The sequence below is a fragment of the Tabrizicola sp. genome, from assembly GCF_030694085.1.
Taxonomy (GTDB): domain Bacteria; phylum Pseudomonadota; class Alphaproteobacteria; order Rhodobacterales; family Rhodobacteraceae; genus Tabrizicola.
Genome location: NZ_JAUXZE010000050.1, coordinates 69,111 through 85,845, shown reverse-complemented (window position 1 = coordinate 85,845; position 16,735 = coordinate 69,111). Strand labels below are relative to the sequence as shown.

15 protein-coding genes and 1 pseudogene are annotated in these 16,735 nt (G+C 63.9%); 7 read left to right on the top strand and 9 right to left on the bottom strand.

Annotated features, from left to right (window positions below):
* A partial coding sequence (locus Q8M85_RS13365) for a hypothetical protein (RefSeq protein WP_305545412.1) occupies nucleotides 1-180 on the bottom strand: 180 nt, incomplete at its 3' end.
* A gap of 168 nt (nucleotides 181-348) precedes the next feature.
* On the opposite strand from Q8M85_RS13365, the gene Q8M85_RS13360 reads away from it, so the two are divergent.
* The 3 genes from Q8M85_RS13360 (at nucleotide 349) to Q8M85_RS13350 (ending at nucleotide 2,411) form a co-directional block, all read left to right on the top strand.
* On the top strand, nucleotides 349-651 hold the full coding sequence (locus Q8M85_RS13360) for a hypothetical protein (protein WP_305545410.1): 303 nt from the start codon (nucleotides 349-351) through the stop codon (nucleotides 649-651).
* A 59-nt stretch (nucleotides 652-710) separates the two neighbouring features.
* Nucleotides 711-1,352: a hypothetical protein gene (locus Q8M85_RS13355; RefSeq protein ID WP_305545408.1), complete on the top strand. Its 642-nt coding sequence runs from the start codon at nucleotides 711-713 to the stop codon at nucleotides 1,350-1,352.
* A gap of 216 nt (nucleotides 1,353-1,568) precedes the next feature.
* The gene (locus Q8M85_RS13350) at nucleotides 1,569-2,411 is read left to right on the top strand and encodes a hypothetical protein (protein ID WP_305545406.1); all 843 of its coding nucleotides are present in this window, start codon (nucleotides 1,569-1,571) and stop codon (nucleotides 2,409-2,411) included.
* 17 nt (nucleotides 2,412-2,428) lie between these two features.
* Here Q8M85_RS13350 and Q8M85_RS13345 read toward each other — a convergent pair.
* The 8 genes and pseudogenes from Q8M85_RS13345 to Q8M85_RS13310 form a co-directional block, all read right to left on the bottom strand.
* Nucleotides 2,429-2,643: pseudogene (locus Q8M85_RS13345) on the bottom strand (amino acid ABC transporter ATP-binding protein); the annotation flags it as partial.
* Between the two features lie 99 nt (nucleotides 2,644-2,742).
* Complete coding sequence (locus Q8M85_RS13340; RefSeq protein WP_305545404.1) at nucleotides 2,743-4,392, bottom strand: glycerol-3-phosphate dehydrogenase/oxidase; 1,650 nt, start codon at nucleotides 4,390-4,392, stop codon at nucleotides 2,743-2,745.
* The gene (locus Q8M85_RS13335; protein WP_305545402.1) at nucleotides 4,389-5,891 is read right to left on the bottom strand and encodes an FGGY-family carbohydrate kinase; all 1,503 of its coding nucleotides are present in this window, start codon (nucleotides 5,889-5,891) and stop codon (nucleotides 4,389-4,391) included. Before Q8M85_RS13335 ends, Q8M85_RS13340 begins: the two co-directional genes overlap by 4 nt.
* A complete protein-coding gene (locus Q8M85_RS13330) occupies nucleotides 5,884-6,747 on the bottom strand; it encodes a DeoR/GlpR family DNA-binding transcription regulator (RefSeq protein ID WP_305545399.1) in 864 nt (287 codons plus the stop codon). The genes Q8M85_RS13335 and Q8M85_RS13330 overlap by 8 nt, the downstream gene beginning before the upstream one ends.
* A 136-nt stretch (nucleotides 6,748-6,883) precedes the next feature.
* Nucleotides 6,884-7,831, bottom strand: a complete 948-nt coding sequence (locus Q8M85_RS13325) for a D-ribose ABC transporter substrate-binding protein (protein WP_305545396.1) — start codon at nucleotides 7,829-7,831, stop codon at nucleotides 6,884-6,886.
* Between the two features lie 101 nt (nucleotides 7,832-7,932).
* Nucleotides 7,933-8,952 carry an ABC transporter permease gene (locus Q8M85_RS13320; RefSeq protein ID WP_305545393.1) on the bottom strand — a complete coding sequence of 340 codons (1,020 nt, stop codon included), beginning with the start codon at nucleotides 8,950-8,952 and terminating at the stop codon, nucleotides 7,933-7,935.
* Between the two features lie 25 nt (nucleotides 8,953-8,977).
* A complete protein-coding gene (locus tag Q8M85_RS13315; protein WP_305545390.1) occupies nucleotides 8,978-10,525 on the bottom strand; it encodes a sugar ABC transporter ATP-binding protein in 1,548 nt (515 codons plus the stop codon).
* Nucleotides 10,522-11,178, bottom strand: coding sequence for a DUF2291 family protein (locus Q8M85_RS13310; protein WP_305545387.1), 657 nt, complete (start codon nucleotides 11,176-11,178; stop codon nucleotides 10,522-10,524). The genes Q8M85_RS13315 and Q8M85_RS13310 overlap by 4 nt, the downstream gene beginning before the upstream one ends.
* Before the next feature lie 553 nt (nucleotides 11,179-11,731).
* On the opposite strand from Q8M85_RS13310, the gene Q8M85_RS13305 reads away from it, so the two are divergent.
* The 4 genes from Q8M85_RS13305 to Q8M85_RS13290 are packed head-to-tail and all read left to right on the top strand — an operon-like array spanning nucleotide 11,732 to nucleotide 16,726.
* Nucleotides 11,732-13,309, top strand: coding sequence for an FGGY-family carbohydrate kinase (locus Q8M85_RS13305; protein WP_305545384.1), 1,578 nt, complete (start codon nucleotides 11,732-11,734; stop codon nucleotides 13,307-13,309).
* Entirely contained in the window at nucleotides 13,309-14,835 is a 1,527-nt protein-coding gene (locus Q8M85_RS13300; RefSeq protein WP_305545381.1) for a glycerol-3-phosphate dehydrogenase, read from the top strand. Before Q8M85_RS13305 ends, Q8M85_RS13300 begins: the two co-directional genes overlap by 1 nt.
* Before the next feature lies 1 nt (nucleotide 14,836).
* Nucleotides 14,837-15,769, top strand: coding sequence for a sugar phosphate isomerase/epimerase (locus Q8M85_RS13295; RefSeq protein WP_305545378.1), 933 nt, complete (start codon nucleotides 14,837-14,839; stop codon nucleotides 15,767-15,769).
* A gap of 6 nt (nucleotides 15,770-15,775) precedes the next feature.
* Nucleotides 15,776-16,726 (top strand): sugar-binding transcriptional regulator, encoded by a 951-nt coding sequence (locus Q8M85_RS13290; protein WP_305545375.1) that lies wholly within the window; start codon nucleotides 15,776-15,778, stop codon nucleotides 16,724-16,726.
* Nucleotides 16,727-16,735 lie beyond the last annotated feature (9 nt).

The following is a 16,735-nucleotide window of genomic DNA, read 5'->3' as shown; positions in this document are numbered from 1 at the left end:
CCCGCGCGAGATCACCAGAAGGGCTGTCTGGTCGCCAAGGCGCAACTGGATGCGCCAGGTGCCTTGCCAGACATTGAGAACCTTCTTTGCGTCCTCGACACAGAGGGCTTCGACGATGCCGCCTTCGGTCAGGGCCTCCTTAAGTCCGGCCTGCAAGATCACCGGGGTCAAGTTCCTCATGGGTTGGCACCTTCCGAAAGCAACACGCTCCGGCAGAACATAGTGCATGTTGCGCTGATGAGAAACATGTCGTCGCACAACATGGCGCTCACCTATCGGTAGAATCCTGTTGCGTCAATAGCGGTGTTTTGCAATTCATGCACATGTTTTGAAACCCCCGGACCGTGCATGCCCCTTCCCCGCTCCAGACGCGCTTGCCTCGTCGCCGCCGCCCTGCTCACGATGCCTGTCCGCGGCGTTGCTCAGGGTGAAACGGCGTTGGACTGCCTGCCGCCGGTCCCGCCTGCACCGGTGACCGATGCTGCCACGCGTGCGGAATATCGCACGGAGATCGGGCAAGAGTTTTCGGCCTACTTCGATGACGCACAGGCCTATCTGCGCTGTCTCGAAGCTGCGCGTGCCGAGGTGTCCGAAGAGATCAACCGCGCGATCCGCGACTACCAGGCTCTTGGCCAGGATCCGGACGGTTGATCGCGCGTGTTCAGATCCCCCTGCCCTTCCCCTCCTGGCATCTTCACAAGGAAACTCCCATGACAAGACTACGAGCTGCGGCCGCCCTCGCAGCAACCGCCATGTCACTTTCTGTTGCGGCTCCGGCACAAGCCTACCCCGTCGATTGCGCGATCCTTCTTTGCCTCGCAGGCGGCTGGCCAGCCTCGACCGAATGCGCCCATGCCCGCACCGTCTTCATTGCCCGGATCACGCCATGGCCGGTCGAGCCACCGCTGCAAATCTGGAACTGCCCGATGCGGGCGAGTTTCCGCGGCGAGGCGAAACCGCTTGAGCGCTTGTTCGACATCGCCGTGCGCGGCGGGCCGGTTCCGCTTATCTCGATCCCGAAAACGCCGATGCCACTTCAGCTCGTCCAGGATCGGGCAGATGTCGATATTTCCGATCCGGCGTTTGACTTCGTCCGCTCGATCCGCGTGTTCGAAATCACCTACCAGCAACGACGCAACTCTGACGGCGACTGCAACAGCTGGGGATCGGTCTACATGGGCACCTATGGCGCTCAAGGCGACTACAGCCGTCGCCGGAGCAGCGTTTCTGCGGTTCCGACCGCCTCAGATCTCGCCGTGCCGGCGGACTGCCGTTCCTATTGGCACCGGTCTGTCTTCGTCGAGTGGCGTGACTATGAAGGCAGCTACGGCCACGAAGAGGTTCACTACTGACAGCCTGCACGACCGCTCTCCACCGAAACGCTCGAAAGACGCAACCCCTAGAAACAGAAACGACGCCAGACCATAGGCCCGACGCCGCACTGATTTCCTCGTGGTAGTGGGAATCTAGCGCGAGCTTTGGGTCCATTCAACCGGCAAATGCCTTTGCCGGAACGAAAATTTGCACACCTCGCGGTCTGGTGTCGCCCCAAGACGGAACGATACATCATGGAACTCACGACCGGTGCCATCCTGCGCCGCATCACCGAAACCCCACTCTCTACGTCGGCGCACAAGCTCGCGACGATCATCCTCGACGGGATTGCTTGGAAGGACGGTTACAATGGGCTCGTACGCGGCACGGCCGCGTTCACGCTGGCGCATCTCGCTGAGAAGATGGGGGTTTCGCGGCAACATCTGACGGCTCTCTTGGTCGAGCTTGCTGCGTCAGGATTGGCGCTGGTCCGGTGGAAGCCCAATGGCAAGTATGCGCCGTGGCTGTTCAGCTTCGGGCGGCATAAGGATGCTGATGCGCCGCCAGATGTCGTGTCAGCCGCAGGCGACACATCACTATCTAGAGAGTCTAAGAACAAAACTATCTTTGCAGGGAGGATCGAGATTGATGCAGGGACCAACGTCTACCGCACACCTTGGGCGGGCCTGATCAAGGCTGCGAAGGCGTCGCTCGCCTGCTGGAACGTCGATACGCAGGTCATCTGGGAGCGCTTCCTTGCTTTCAACAGAGCTCGGGGGAATACAGCTGTGCCCGCGGGGTTTCTTCTGGGCTTCATGCGCCGGTGGCGGACTTCGCCCGATGCTGTTGCGAAACCAAATGTGCTTGCGGTACTGAAGCGGTCATCCACGCCGGAAGAACTGGAACTGCATCGACTTATTGCCGCTGCACCCAGCAAGAACTGGCAGTTTCACGCGTCGGATCTATTCAAGTTGATCGGTCCAACTGCCTACGATGCACGTGTCATCGAGGTCGCTCGAGAGTTCAGATGCCCAAAGTTTGCTGCGATCCTCGCGGTGCATGGAGAGGCTGTTCTGGCAGGAGAAATCCCTCGATGAGGACGGTTCGTGAAAAGCTAGTGCCCGAGGACCTGCAACAGGAACAACTTCGTGCGCTCATTCTGCGGCTTGCCGATGAAGTTTCGAGCGGGACCTCCTCAATGATCTCGCCCTTATCCATGAAGATCACGCGATCTGCCACCCTGCGGGCAAAGCCCATTTCGTGTGTGACGCAGATCATGCTTATTCCTTCCTTGTCCAAGGCTACCATCACGTCCAGCACTTCGGCGATCTTTCATGCTCGAGTACTGGGTCCCGCAGCCGACTCCGCAAGCAAGAGCGCGAGTGGCAGCGTCTATTCTTATCAGACGGATGCTTTCAAATCGAAGAACTAACCATCCACGTCGATCCGGTGGCGCTCTTGCAGCTCTCTGCGTGTCGTTTTCAGCTCGGATTCAACGCGCTGATCGGTCCAACCCTGTTGCTTGCCCAATACCCCCGCAATCCGATCCAACAGCGAACCGGTCAATCCGCCAGTCAAGGCTAGCGGTGTGCGTCGCAGGACAATGTCGGCAAGATGCTGCACATGCTCATGCGCCGCGATCCACGCGATTTCGCCTTCGGTCCACGCGCCTTGCGGGTCCAAAGGGGCTGTGCCAACATCAGACGAGGCGATCGTCCCGGCTGTGCTGCCATAGCGGCCCAGAAGGGTAATCAGTCGGTCGGTGGAAAGGCGACCTCCAGCTGCAGTCTGGTGCGCCCAAACCTCCGGATCGGCGGGGAAATCCCGTCCGCCGCCGATAGGCAAGTCCTTCGTCGAAATCTGACGAGGCCGTGACAGGCGTGCAAGGACAGTGTCGCAGACTTCCTCGGCAAAGCCCCGGAACGTCGTCCACTTTCCGCCAACCAGCGAAATGACGGGCCAGTCGCGCCCATCTTCGGCTTCGGCAACCGGGGCCGAATGATCCCGGCTGATCAAACCAGCGGCTGTCCCATCGGACCGAGGCAGGGGCCGGATGCCGGAGTAGCAGGACACGACTTGGCCTTGATCGAAGGTCAGCCCCGGCAGCAGGCTGCGGAGGCTGTCCAGGAAGTAGGAGATCTCTTCATCATCACATGCCACGGTCTCAGGGTCGGCAGCACGAATGTCCGTTGACCCGACAAGCGCTCGGCCAAGATAGTCGAAAACCAGGCAGATCCGGCCGTCATCGGCCTCGAAATAGATCATCCGGCCGTTCAGGGCGCGTATCAGGCCGGGATGGTCAAGCAGGATATGCGAGCCTTTCGTGCCGCCGATGAATTTCGTTTCAAGGCCCAGTTGCGCGTTGACCCTGTCGATCCATGGCCCGCCCGCGTTGACAACGATCTTCGGGCGGAGGGCGAAAGGAGGACGGTCGGTTGGCTGAAACCGCAGGACTTTGCCATCGGTCTGCATGAGGGAAGTGTAGTTGTGCGCGACCGAAGCAGGGTTGGCGGCAAGGCCATCCTGCACCAATTCCAGCACAAGCCGCTCGGGGTGGGTGACCATTGCATCGAAATAGGTTCCGGCGGCGACGATCCGCGGCGTAAGGGACGGGATTTCGGTCAGGGCCCTGCGACGGGACCAGAGCCGGTGGCGCGGCATGACCCGTGCGCGTGCACCGTAAAAATCATACATCGCGAGGCCGAGTTTGATCAGCACGGCCCCCCGCGCGCGCGGCGCGGTGGTCGAACCAAAGAGCGTGCGCAGAGCAGCGGAGACACCTTTCAACCAAGAAAAGATCGGGATGACCGTGGGAAGTGGTTTCACGTAATGCGGAGCGTTGCGCAGCAGAAGGTTCCGCTCCAGCGTGGATTGCGCGACCAGGCTGAATTCGCCGGTTTCCAGGTACTTGATGCCGCCATGGATCAGGCGCGAAGGGGCGGCGGAAGTGCCTGATCCGAAGTCCCCCTTGTCGATAATGGCACAGGTGACGCCCTGCTCGCATAGGTCGCGGAACAGGCCTGCGCCGTTGATCCCGGCGCCAAGGATGAGGACGTCGATGTCTCTCGCTTCGGTCACGGCGCCTCGATCCGGGGCCAGAGGGGCGAGAGAGCGATGGAGATGTCGCAGTGCAGACGGAAGCGCGTCTCAAGCGCAGCACTGCGGGTAGGGTCCGGTGTGTAGGTCGTCACCGCAAGGTCGCGTGGATCGGCGGTCGGGTCCGGGAAGAGGCCGACCCCAGCCCCGGCGCAAAGTGCGGCACCCCAGGCGGCAGCTTCTTCGGTGTGCGTTACGGTGACGGGCAGGCCAAGTGCATCGGCAAACACCTGGGAGTAGAGCGGGCTGCCCGAGATGCCCCCGGTCAGGCGGGCTTCGGTCGACTGGAAGCCCTCGCGCAGGGCGTCGAGATGGACCCGGTGATTGAAGGCGATGCCCTCGATCACGGCGCGGATCAGGTCGCCCCGGACGTGCCAGCCGTGCAGGCCCAGGAAACCGCCGCTGGCCTGTGGCCCGTGCGGCGAGCCATAGAGGTAGGGATGGAACAGGACGGTCGAAACGCGGTCGAGCGCAGCATGGACTTCGGGTTCCACCAGCAAGTGGATCGAGCGTCCCTCGGCTTCCGCGCGGGAGCGGTCGGTGCCGGTTAGGGTGTCGAGGAACCAATCGTAATTCGCCGCCGAAGCGGGCGAGATCGCCATGTTGTTCCATTCGCCCTTGTGCAACCCGTTACGGCAGAACCAGCGGGGGTCGGTCTTCGGGGTGTGCGAGACGGTTTCGTTGATCGAATAAGTCCCCGCGACGATGGCGATCCGACCCGCACTGTGCCCGCCGATGCCAAGCGCCGAGGCGGTGACGTCATGCAGCCCCGCGACGACCGGGGTGCCGAGGCGAAGGCCGGTCAGGGCGGCGGCTTCGGGGTTTACCCGCCCCACGACGTCGTCCGGACGGGTCACGGCGGGAAGCGCGTTGCGCAGCGACCTAAGACCGTAAAGGTCCAGCACCTCACTGGTCCAGTCCTGCGTCGTGACGTCGGTGAACGAAGTGCTCGCCTCGGTCAGGTCGGTGCCGATGGTCCCGGTGAGGCAGAACCGCAGCCAGTCCTTGCAGGCGAGGACATGGCCGATCCGGGCGAAACGCTCGGGCTGGTGGTCCCGGATCCAAGCCAACAGCGCCGAAGGGGCCGAGGCATGGGGCATCTGTCCCGAAAGTGGCAACGCGGCGGTAGAGATGCCATTGGCATCCCATCCCGCGACGATGGTGCCCGCGCGACTGTCCAGCGACAGGATGCCGGGACCGAGTGGCTGGCCGGCGCGGTCGAGGAGGTAGAGCCCGTCGCCATGCGCCGTAGCGGCGACGGCAGCGATCTCCGGGCGACCGGCAACTTCCAAGGCCTCATGGATGGCCTCCGCCGCGGCCCGCCAAAGTGCCGCCATGTCGCGTTCAACGTGGCGCGGCTCGGGAATGGCCTGCGCGATGCGGCGGCGGGCGGTGGCGAGGACCTGGCCCTTCGCGTCGAAGACCACGGCCTTGGTCATCGTCAGGCCGTTGTCGATGCCAAGGAGGCAGGGCTCAGCCATTCCCCGGCTCGGGCAGGCGCGGGGCGATTTCCACGTTCACCCCCCGTGCGCGGATCGCGTCGATGGTGCGCGGCGGGGTCTCGTCGTCGATGATGACCACGTCGAACTCTTCCAGAGCGCACATCGCGTGCAGCGCGCGGCGTTCGAACTTGGTGTGGTCGGCCAGAAGCACCCGCTTTGACGCGCAGTCGAACATGGCGCGCTTCGTCTCGACCATCTCGGGGCTTTGGTGGAAGGCAAGGCCGTCGGTGATCGCGGAAAGCGACAGAAACGCCACATCTGCGCGCAGGCGACGGATCTCCATCGTGGTGATGTGGCCCAGGAAGGCGTTGCACCAGTTGTGAAACTGCCCCCCAAGACCCAGAAGGGTGATGTCGCGCACTTCGCGCAGGGTGTTCATCATCGGCAGGGCATAGGTGATCGCGGTCAGCGGCACCTTGGCCGACAGATGCGGGGCCATCTGCAGGACGGTGGTCGAGCAGTCGAGAAAGATCGCCTGGCCCGGCTCGACGTGAGCGGCAGCGGCGGCGGCGATGGCACGTTTCTCGGTAGACTGGCGCGACTGGCGGTAGACGTCCGACGCCTCGATCAGGCTGGTGGGCGCGGCCGATACAAGGCCCCGCGACTTGCGCAGCAACCCCCGGCCTGCAAGCTCATCAAGGTCGCGGTGGGCGGTCATCAGCGAAATGCCGAAGCGTTCGGTCAGATCTTCGATCCGCAGCGTTCCCTCGGCCATGACCGCCTCGGCGATCATCTGGCGGCGGGCGATCTGGCGGGCGTGGCGGCTGTCGGCGGGCAATTGGTCACCCCCCAGCCATTCCGGTGCCTGGTCATCTGCTGCCCTGGTTTCGGTCACGTCTGCCCCTGTCCTGATCGGATCCCCTTTGCGATTGAGCAGGCAAGAAAACCCGTCCCCTGGCAAGAGAGAAACTGCGGCGACCCGAAGGCCGCCGCAGAAGTGAGGAGGGGTCTGCAACCCCTCCCGGGAGGTCTTATTCCGACAGCGTGAAGGCTGCCGTGTATTTGTCAGCGTTTTCGGCGGTGATCAGCAGGCAGTCAAACAACTGCTTCTCGGTCGCTGCACCAGTTTCACCGGTCTTGATGAAGTTGTCGGCTTGCTTGACAGCTTCCGCTGCGAACACGGCCACCGGCTGCAGGACGGTATAGGCCATCTCGCCGGCTTTCACCGCAGCAACCGCGTCGGGCGAGCCGTCGAAGCCGCCGACCTTGACGCCTTCCAGTTTGCCCGCTTCTTTCAGCGCCGCGATGGCACCCAGCGCCATCTCGTCGTTGCCCGAGATCACGCCGGTGATGTCAGGGTTCGCCTGCAGGAGGGACTGCATCTTCTGGTAGCCCTTGGTGCGGTCCCAGTCGGCCACTTCCTTGCCGACCTGTACCATGTCCGGGTACTGGCTGATGACGGTCGTATAGCCATTCGAGCGGGTCGCGGCGTTGTTGTCGGCCGGGTTGCCGAACAGCTCGACATAGGTGCCCTTGTCACCCATGACGCTGATCCACTGCTCGGCGCCCAATGCCGCGCCCTGCGCGTTGTTGGACACAAGCTGCGCCTTGGCCAGGCCTTCCTGGTTGATCTCGGCGTTCACCAGGAACACGGGGATACCTGCATCGACAGCCTTCTTCACCGCCCCGATCGACCCGTCAGCGTTCGCCGGGTCGAGGATGATCGCCACCGACTTGTTGGTGATGGCGGTGTCGATCAGGGTCGATTCCGTGTTGGTGTCGCCCTTGTGGGCCGAGACGTTGGCCTCGTAGCCCAGGCCCTCGGCGGTCGCCTTGGCGACATCGCCTTCGGTCAGCCAGTAGGGGTTGGCCGGGTCGGTGATGATGATCGAGATCAGGCCTTCGGCGGTGGCGGCGAAGGACATCAAGGGCGTGATGGCGACGGCGGCCATCAGCGTGCGGCGGGTCAGTTTCAGCATGGTCTCACTCCCTTTGGATGGTTGGTAGGTTTGCCGTTTGAAGGGCAGGCTTTCCGCGCGGGCCGGCCTCCTGCCGGACCCGGGCGGCAAGTTCACATCAGTCAGGATCGGCGCGCACCCTTCCCGTACTGGATCGAGTTCATCAGGACGGCCAGCACGATCACCGCGCCGGTAAAGACGGTCTGCCAGTAGGACGAGACCCCAATGATCACCAACCCGTCCGACAGGAAACCGATCACGAAAGCGCCCAGCATTGTGCCTAGCACCGTGCCTCGACCTCCGGTCAGCGCCGCGCCACCGATGACGACTGCGGCAATCGCTGTCAGCTCATAGGTCGTCCCGGCCGTCGGGCCGGCCGATGTCAGCTGCGACGACAGGACCAGCCCCGCGACCGCCGACAGCACGCCCGAGATCACATAGACCGTGATCTTCACCCGCTTGACCGGTACGCCGGACAAGTCCGCCGCCCGCTCGTTTCCGCCCGAGGCGTATAGCCAGCGGCCGAAGGATGACCGCGATAGCATCAGCCAGGTCAGCACCGCCAGGACAAAGAGCACGATCACTGCAATCGGGATGCCCGCCAGGCGGTTGAAGCCCAGCCAATCAAAGCCCGTGTTGCCAAGTTCGGGCTTGCCCGACAGGTTGTTGTAGGTCAGGCCGTTCGTCTGCAGCAGCGCCACGCCCCGCGCGACATACATCACCCCCAGCGTCGCCACGAAGGCCGGGACCTTGAACCAGCCTATCAGTACACCGTTGACCGCACCCACCAGCGCACCGATGGCGCAGGTCACGACGACCACACCCCAGACAGGAAGGTAGAAGATCATCCCCAGCGGTCCGACCTCGACGCCCTGCATCATCGCTCCGGCCATCACGCCCGACAGCGCCAGGACCGAACCAACCGACAGGTCGATCCCGCCGTTCAGGATGACCAGCAGCATCCCGATGGCCAGGATGCCGTAGATCGCCACATGGCTGGCCATGATCAGGAAGTTCGAGACCGTGAAGTAGTTCGGCGACAGGAACGAAAACACCGCGATAATGGCGATCAGGGCAAAGAAGGCACGGCCCTCCAGCAGCAGGCGGCCGATGTTCAGGCTGTTGGCGCTTTTGCGGGACATGCTGGTATCCGACATGACTAGGTCCTTATGCGGCCACGGACTCGCCCGAGGCGGCCATGATCATTTCCTTGGAGGCGTTTGCGTCGAACTCGGCCGAGATGCGGCCCTTGTGCATGACGATGATCCGGTGCGCGACTGACAGGCACTCGCCGACTTCCGAAGTGGAATAAACCACCGCCAGCCCCTGCTTTGCGCCCTCGGCGAGTAGCCGGAACACTTCAGCCTTGGCTCCGATGTCGATCCCGCGGCTGGGTTCATCCAGCAGGATGACCTTGGGCCTTGTGGCCAGGATCTTGCCGATGACCACCTTCTGCTGGTTCCCGCCCGACAGCGACCCGATGGCCGCCCCGCCGCCCGATGTCTTGACCGTAACTTCGCGGATCGTTCGGTCGATCAGTGCGTCTTCAGCCTTGCGATTGGTGAAGAGCCCCTTGGTGAAACTCGCGATCGAAGCAAGTGAAAGGTTCTGCCCAACACTCATCGTCTGCACCAAGCCATCGCGCTGCCGGTCCTCTGGCACCAGGGCCAACCCGCGCGCGATCCGTTCCGCGATGGTCAGGTGCGAAATTTCGACACCCTCCAGCACCACTTCCCCCGCACCCGCCCGCAAGCGACCTGCGACGGTCTCCAGCAACTCGGTCCGTCCCGCCCCCATCAAACCATAGATGCAGACGATCTCGCCCTTGCGGACGTTCAGCGACAGCCGGTCGACGACGTTGTAATCGGCACCCTTCGGATCCGGGACGGTCAGGCTGCGGACCGACAGGGCGACCTCGCCCATCGTGACGTCGGGTGGACTACCGAGATCGTAATTCTCGCCCACCATGTTGCGGACGATCCAGTTAAGGTCGATCTCGGCGCGGGGCGCATAGGCGGTCATCGTGCCGTCGCGCAGCACGACCGCGTGGTCGGTGATCTGCAGCGCCTCTTCCAGATGGTGGCTGATATAGACGATGCTCACGCCCTTGGCTGTCAGGTCGCGGATCACCTTGAACAGCACCTCGACTTCTGTGGCCGAGAGGGCGGACGTCGGTTCATCCATGATCAGAATGCGGCTATCGACCGACAGGGCGCGGGCAATTTCCACGATCTGCTGCTGGCCAAGGCGAAGTTCCTCGACCGGGGTCAGCGGGTCGATCTCTTCCTCCAACTCCTGCATCAGCTTGCGGGCCAGTCGTTCCTCTTCAGCAAAGTCGACACCCATCGGCCCCTTGATCTCGCGGCCCATGAAGATGTTGTCGCGAACCGACAGGTTGGGGGCCAGGCTCAGTTCCTGGTGGATGATCGAGATGCCGCGGTTGCGCGCGTCGGTGGAGTTCTGGAAGCGGACCGGCTGGCCATCCAGGATGATCTCGCCGTTGGTCGGCTGGATAACCCCGGAAAGTATCTTCATCAGTGTCGACTTGCCCGCGCCGTTCTCGCCGAACAGCGTTGTGACCTGCCCGCGGTGGATGTCGAAGTTCACGCCTTTCAGTGCGTGGATGGCACCATAGGATTTTGCAACATTGCGGGCGGCAAGGACCACCTCGCGTGCATCGGGATTGGCAGATGGGATATCAACGCGGCTGGTCATTTCACCACCACCGAAACCGGGGTAATCAGCCAATTCTTCGGATTGCCCAGACGGAAGGCACCAACTACTTCAACGGTCTTCCCGGTCAGGGCCGCGGTGTCGATGCCGTCAAGCACGGCCTTCTTCATCGACCGGTTGATGCCCGATCCGGCGTCCTGGTATTCAATCTGGTTCTTGAACGAACCGAATTCGATGTCCCCCGGCGCATCGCGCAGGTCGGTGCCGTTGATTGCCGGGCCGGTCTGCACGCGAACCTTGATGTCGGGCGGCATCCCATCGACAGCCAGGTCGTAGTTCCCTGCCTTGCCCTCGCCCAGAACCCCCGACAGCCGGACCATAACGATGGACCCGGTCGACGATACGGTGCCGTATTTCTTGCCCGCCGCAACCTTGTCGGCCAACACCTCGGGGGCGATGGTCACGCCATCAACGGCCTTATCGGTGATATAGGTCTGGATGCGCGGAAATTCCGTGTCGCCGAACGCGTCGGGCGAAAAGACCTGCTGGCGGACATCCGCCTCGGAGCCCACATGCACCACTGTTGTATCGGCAGCAATCGCAGCGACAACGGCGATGACGGCGGCAGCTGCAAGGTAAAGGCCCTTGCGCGAGGATGTAGGGGCTTTCGGAGCGAGGGCGGCGGCTTCGGTCATCGTGGTCACTCCTTCCGAACGCGGGCCAGGATGGCCGCGGCGACGGTCGGGACTTGCGAACGGTCACCTGCTGTCATGCTGTCCTCCCCCCTTAGAACCGGTTCAGCGTCTCCTCCTCGAGTCGCCTGCCGGATGCCTGAGCATTACAATGTGATAAATCTAACTTAGTTATCACGTCAAGCCTCTTCTTCACGCTTGATATGCCCGAGGTTTCCCTTGGCCGTTCATCAGCCTCTGAAGGGCGCCTGAATGATCGCCGACGGTGCGGGCGAATCGCCATCGAACTTGTCGCACGCGCGGCACGACCTTGCGCCGCAATGCAGAAAATCCAGCCTTTCCAAGGCATAGCGCAACCCGCAGCCGGCAATCCAAGGCTGCAACCAGCTTTGGCCCGGCAAACTTCCCGATCAGTCTGCCAAGGGCGAGTTTCTCAGTATCCTGCGATCTTACCGGAAATTTTTTACGCCGTCTGCAAAATAATACTACACTCATGGGATATTAGTGGTATAAATCGAAAGCGCTGCCGCAAGGCGCGCGGCGTGGAGGAGCGTGCATGTCAAACCCAGACGTGATCATCGGGATCGACGCCGGAACCTCGGTCATCAAGGCCGTGGCCTTTGATCTGGCAGGTCGGCAGCTTGCTGTTTCGGCGACCCCGAACCGCTACCAGACGCGGGGCGACGGCGGGGTCACCCAGCCGTTGATCCAGACTTGGGATGACTGCGCCGCTGCAATCCGCGGCCTGCGCGACCACGTGCCGCGCCTGGCCACCCGCACAGCTGCCCTGTCCGTCACCGCACAGGGCGACGGCACTTGGCTGGTCGGCCACGACAACGCGCCGGTTGGCGATGCCTGGCTCTGGCTTGATGCCCGCGCGGCGCCCACGGTGTCACGGCTTGCCGCACGCCCGCTGAACCGCGCGCGGTTCGAGGCCACTGGCACCGGCCTCAACACTTGCCAGCAGGGCAGTCAGATGGCGCATATGGACCGCCATCACCCCGAACTTCTGGACCGGGCAGAAGTCGCGCTGCATTGCAAGGACTGGCTCTACCTCAACCTCACCGGCATCCGCGCGACCGACCCGTCCGAGGCAAGCTTTACCTTCGGCAACTTCCGCAACCGCCAGTATGACGACACGGTCATCGACGCGCTTGGCCTGTCGCATCGGCGCGCCCTTCTGCCCGAGATTGTCGACGGGACCGAAGCCACCCATCCCCTGACCGCCGAAGCCGCCACAGCTACCGGCCTGCGCGCGGGAACGCCGGTCAGCTTGGGGTTTGTGGACATGGTGATGACGGCGCTTGGCGCGGGCGTGCATGGCGGGGCGGGCGATGTGGCCTGTTCGACGGTTGGCTCTACTGGCGTTCACATGCGGGCGGTGCCGTTCCAGAACGTGCATCTGAATGCCGAAGGTACGGGCTATGTCATCTGCCTGCCGGTGCCGGGCATCGTGACCCAGGTCCAGACCAACATGGCCGCGACGCTGAATGTCGACTGGGTCCTGTCCTTGGCCGCCGATGCCCTGCGCGACTTCGGGCACGAGGCCAGCCACCGCGACCTCGTCGCCCGTGTTGATCAGTGGCTCTCTGCCACCCAGCCTGGCCTGACTGGCTTCCTCCCTTATATTTCCGAGGCGGGCGAGCGCGGCCCCTTTGTCAACGCCGAGGCCCGCGCCGGATTCTTCGGCCTATCGATGGCCACGCGCTATCCCGACCTTGTCCGCGCGGTAAGCGAAGGTCTTGGGATGGCGATGCGGGACTGCTACGCGGCGATGGGGTCCTTGCCGGGCGAGCTGCGCCTGACCGGTGGAGCCGCGCGCTCGAAGGGACTGCGGGGCATTCTCGGTTCGGCGATCAATGCGCGGGTGCGCACGTCTGCACGGGAAGAGGCCGGGGCCGCGGGGGCCGCGATGATGGCTGCTGTCGCGATCGGTGCCTATCCGAACATGAACGCCTGCATTGCCGAATGGGTGACGCCGCTTCTGAGCGCCCCCGAATCCCCCGATCCGACGCTGGTCGCCACCTACGACCGGCTTTTCCCCGCTTTCCTTGCCGCACGCCGCGCCAGCCCCCCGGTCTGGGAGGCTTTGGCCCGAGCCCGCGAGGCTGCCGCGCATTCTGGAGACAAGTGATGACTGACAATGACATGGTCGATCTTTTCGTGATCGGCGGCGGCATCAACGGCGCGGGCGTCGCGCGGGATGCGGCGGGCCGCGGCCTCAAGGTCGTGCTCTGCGAAAAGGACGATCTGGCCGAGGGCACCTCGTCCCGCTCGGGCAAGCTGGTGCATGGGGGGCTGCGCTATCTGGAGTACTACGAGTTCCGCCTGGTCCGCGAGGCCCTGATCGAGCGTGAGGTGCTGCTGAACGCCGCCCCCCATATCATCTGGCCCATGCGCTTTGTCCTGCCGCACAGCCCGCAGGACCGCCCCGCATGGCTGGTCCGGCTGGGTCTGTTCCTTTACGACCATCTTGGGGGCCGGAAAAAGCTGCCCGGCACCCGCACGCTGAACCTGCGGCGCGATCCCGAGGGCGCGCCGATCCTGGACCAGTTTAAGCGCGGGTTTGAATATTCCGACTGCTGGGTCGATGATGCGCGGCTGGTGGTGCTGAACGCCGTGGGCGCGGCCGAGAAGGGCGCGCTGGTCCTGACCCGCAGCCCGGCGGTTTCTGCCCGGCGCGAGAATGGTGGCTGGACGGTAGTCACGAAGAACGCGATCACCGGCGAGACACAGACCTACCGCGCCCGCTGCATCGTCAACTGCGCCGGCCCCTGGGTCAGCCAGGTGATCAACAACGTGGCCGGGTCAAACTCCACTCGCAACGTGCGGCTCGTGAAGGGCAGCCACATCATCGTGCCGAAATGGTGGTCGGGGGCGAACGCCTATCTGGTGCAGAACACCGACAAGCGGGTGATCTTCATCAACCCCTATGAAGGCGACAAGGCGCTGATCGGCACTACCGACATCGGTTATGAGGGCCGGGCCGAGGAAGTGACGGCAGACGAGACCGAGATCGACTACCTGCTGAAAGCCGTGAACCGCTACTTCAAGGAAAAGCTGCGCCGGTCGGATGTCTTGCACAGCTTTTCGGGCGTGCGGCCGCTGTTCGACGACGGCAAGGGCAACCCTTCGGCCGTCACGCGGGACTATGTGTTTGACCTGGACGAAACCGGGGGCGCGCCCCTCTTGAACGTCTTCGGCGGCAAGATCACCACCTACCGCGAGTTGGCGGAACGCGGCCTGCACCGGCTGCGCCACATCTTCCCGCAGATGGGGGCTGACTGGACCCACAGCGCCCCGCTGCCGGGCGGAGAGATCCCGAGTGCGGATTACGAGACCTTCGCCAACGGCTTGCGCGATGCCTATCCTTGGATGCCGCGCAAGTTGGTGCAGCACTATGGGCGGCTTTATGGCGCTCGGACGAAGGATGTCGTGGGGGCTGCGAGTTCGCTGGCCGGGCTGGGGCGGCACTTTGGCGGCAATCTTTATGAGGCCGAGGCGCGGTATCTGGTCGCGAAGGAATGGGCGCAGACCGCCGAGGACGTGCTTTGGCGGCGGACCAAGCATCGGCTGCACCTGACCGAGGCGGAGCGGCAGGCCTTTGCCGACTGGTTCGCCACCGACCTTGCCGAGAAAGCGCAGCGGGGGGCCGCCTGAGATGGGTCTGACGCTTTCGCTGAACACCAACCCGCTGGTCAACCGCTTCGCCGACCCGGATGACCTGATCGACACGGTCGCGCGCGACCTGAAGATCCGCGACCTGCAACTGACGCATGAGTTCTTGAACCCCAGCTGGCCCGCGCCGGTCATCCGGCGGCTGACCCGGCAGATGGCGGCGGCCCTGCGCCGGATGGGGGTGCGGGTGACCAGCGGCATGACCGGGCCCTATGGCCGCCTGAACCACTTTGGCCACCCCGATGCCGACGTGCGGCGCTATTATGTGGACTGGTTCAAGACCTTTGCCGACATCACCGCCGATCTGGGTGGGACATCGGTCGGCACGCAGTTCGCCATCTTTACCTACCAGGATTTCGACGACCCTGTCCGCCGCGAGGAGCTGACGCAGATCGCCATCGACTGCTGGGCCGAGGTCGCCGAACACGCCAAGATCGCTGGCCTTTCCTATGTCTTCTGGGAGCCGATGAGCGTCGCCCGCGAGTTTGGCGAGACTATCGCCACCTGCATGGCGTTGCAGGACCGGCTGACGGCCGCCAACATGGCGGTGCCCATGTGGATGATGGCCGACATCGACCACGGCGACGTCTCCAGCCCCAACCCCGAAGACACCGATCCCTATGCCTGGGCGCGGGCGGTCCCCAAGGTCAGCCCGATCATCCACATCAAGCAGTCGATGATGGACAAGTCCGGCCACCGGCCCTTTACCGCAGCCTTCAACGCCAAGGGCAGTATCCAGCCCGCACCCCTTCTGAAAGCCTTCGCCGAAGGCGGTGCCAAGGACAATGAGATCTGCCTGGAACTTTCCTTCAAGGAACGCGAGCCGAACGACCGTCAGGTCATTGCTCAGATTGCGGAAAGCGTGGCTTTCTGGGCGCCGCACATCGACAGCGGTGTGCAGGACCTGAACATCTGAGCGGACATGCCAAACCCCGTCGAGACAGACCCGGAAATCAGCCTCGCCGTCCGCGCGGCCTGGCTGCATTACGTGGGTGGCCTCACGCAGGCGGCGGTGGCCAAGCGGTTGGGTGTGCCCTCGGTCAAGGCGCACCGGCTGATCGCGCGGGCCGTTGATGCCGGCATGGTCAAGGTCACCGTCGACGGTCCCATGGCCGACTGCGTAGAACTTGAGGACGCGCTCTGCCGCCGCTACGGATTGGAGCAGGCGCAAGTGGCGCCCGACTTGGGCGAGGAGGGCCTGCCGCTACGCGCGCTTGGGGTGGCGGGGGCCGCCTTCCTGCGGCGCGAGATCGAACAGGGCGGGCATGGGGTGATCGGCCTTGGCCATGGCCGGACGCTTGCCGCCGCTGTTGCCGCCATGCCGCGCTTCGGGGCGGGCGGGGTCCGTTTTGTCTCGCTTCTGGGCGGGCTGACGCGGAACTACGCGGCCAACCCGCATGACGTGATGCACAACCTGGCCGCCAAGACCGGCGCGCGGGCCTTTGTACTGCCTGTCCCCTTCTTTGCCAATTCGGCCGAAGACCGGGCCGTCCTTCTTGCCCAGCCCGGCGTGCAGGAGATTTTCGACATGTCCCGCGCCGCGCCCCTGAAGGTCGTCGGCATCGGCACGGCGGATGAAAGCGCGCAGTTGGTCGCCTCGGGCATGATCGAGCCCGCCGAGATCGCCGAGATCAACGCGGCGGGCGGCGTCGGCGAGATGCTGGGCAACTTCTTCGACGCCCGCGGTCGGGTGCTGGAGACGACGCTGACCGCGCGTCTGCTGGCGGTTGACCTCGACGGCCCGTCGAAGACCCGGATCGTCGCCATCGCGGGTGCGGTCGCCAAGGCCCCCGCCATCCGCGCCGTGCTGGAAAGCGGGCGGCTGACCGGCCTGATCACCGACGAACCCACCGCCCGCGCGCTGCTGGGTTGAGAGGCCGAC

Coding starts and splice junctions, on each gene's coding strand:
- Q8M85_RS13360 (WP_305545410.1), top strand. CDS start 349: ATGCCCCTTCCCCGCTCCAGACGCGCTTGCCTCGTCGCCGCCGCCCTG.
- Q8M85_RS13355 (WP_305545408.1), top strand. CDS start 711: ATGACAAGACTACGAGCTGCGGCCGCCCTCGCAGCAACCGCCATGTCA.
- Q8M85_RS13350 (WP_305545406.1), top strand. CDS start 1,569: ATGGAACTCACGACCGGTGCCATCCTGCGCCGCATCACCGAAACCCCA.
- Q8M85_RS13335 (WP_305545402.1), bottom strand. CDS start 5,891: ATGGCTGAGCCCTGCCTCCTTGGCATCGACAACGGCCTGACGATGACC.
- Q8M85_RS13325 (WP_305545396.1), bottom strand. CDS start 7,831: ATGCTGAAACTGACCCGCCGCACGCTGATGGCCGCCGTCGCCATCACG.
- Q8M85_RS13320 (WP_305545393.1), bottom strand. CDS start 8,952: ATGTCCCGCAAAAGCGCCAACAGCCTGAACATCGGCCGCCTGCTGCTG.
- Q8M85_RS13315 (WP_305545390.1), bottom strand. CDS start 10,525: ATGACCAGCCGCGTTGATATCCCATCTGCCAATCCCGATGCACGCGAG.
- Q8M85_RS13310 (WP_305545387.1), bottom strand. CDS start 11,178: ATGACCGAAGCCGCCGCCCTCGCTCCGAAAGCCCCTACATCCTCGCGC.
- Q8M85_RS13305 (WP_305545384.1), top strand. CDS start 11,732: ATGTCAAACCCAGACGTGATCATCGGGATCGACGCCGGAACCTCGGTC.
- Q8M85_RS13300 (WP_305545381.1), top strand. CDS start 13,309: ATGACTGACAATGACATGGTCGATCTTTTCGTGATCGGCGGCGGCATC.
- Q8M85_RS13295 (WP_305545378.1), top strand. CDS start 14,837: ATGGGTCTGACGCTTTCGCTGAACACCAACCCGCTGGTCAACCGCTTC.
- Q8M85_RS13290 (WP_305545375.1), top strand. CDS start 15,776: ATGCCAAACCCCGTCGAGACAGACCCGGAAATCAGCCTCGCCGTCCGC.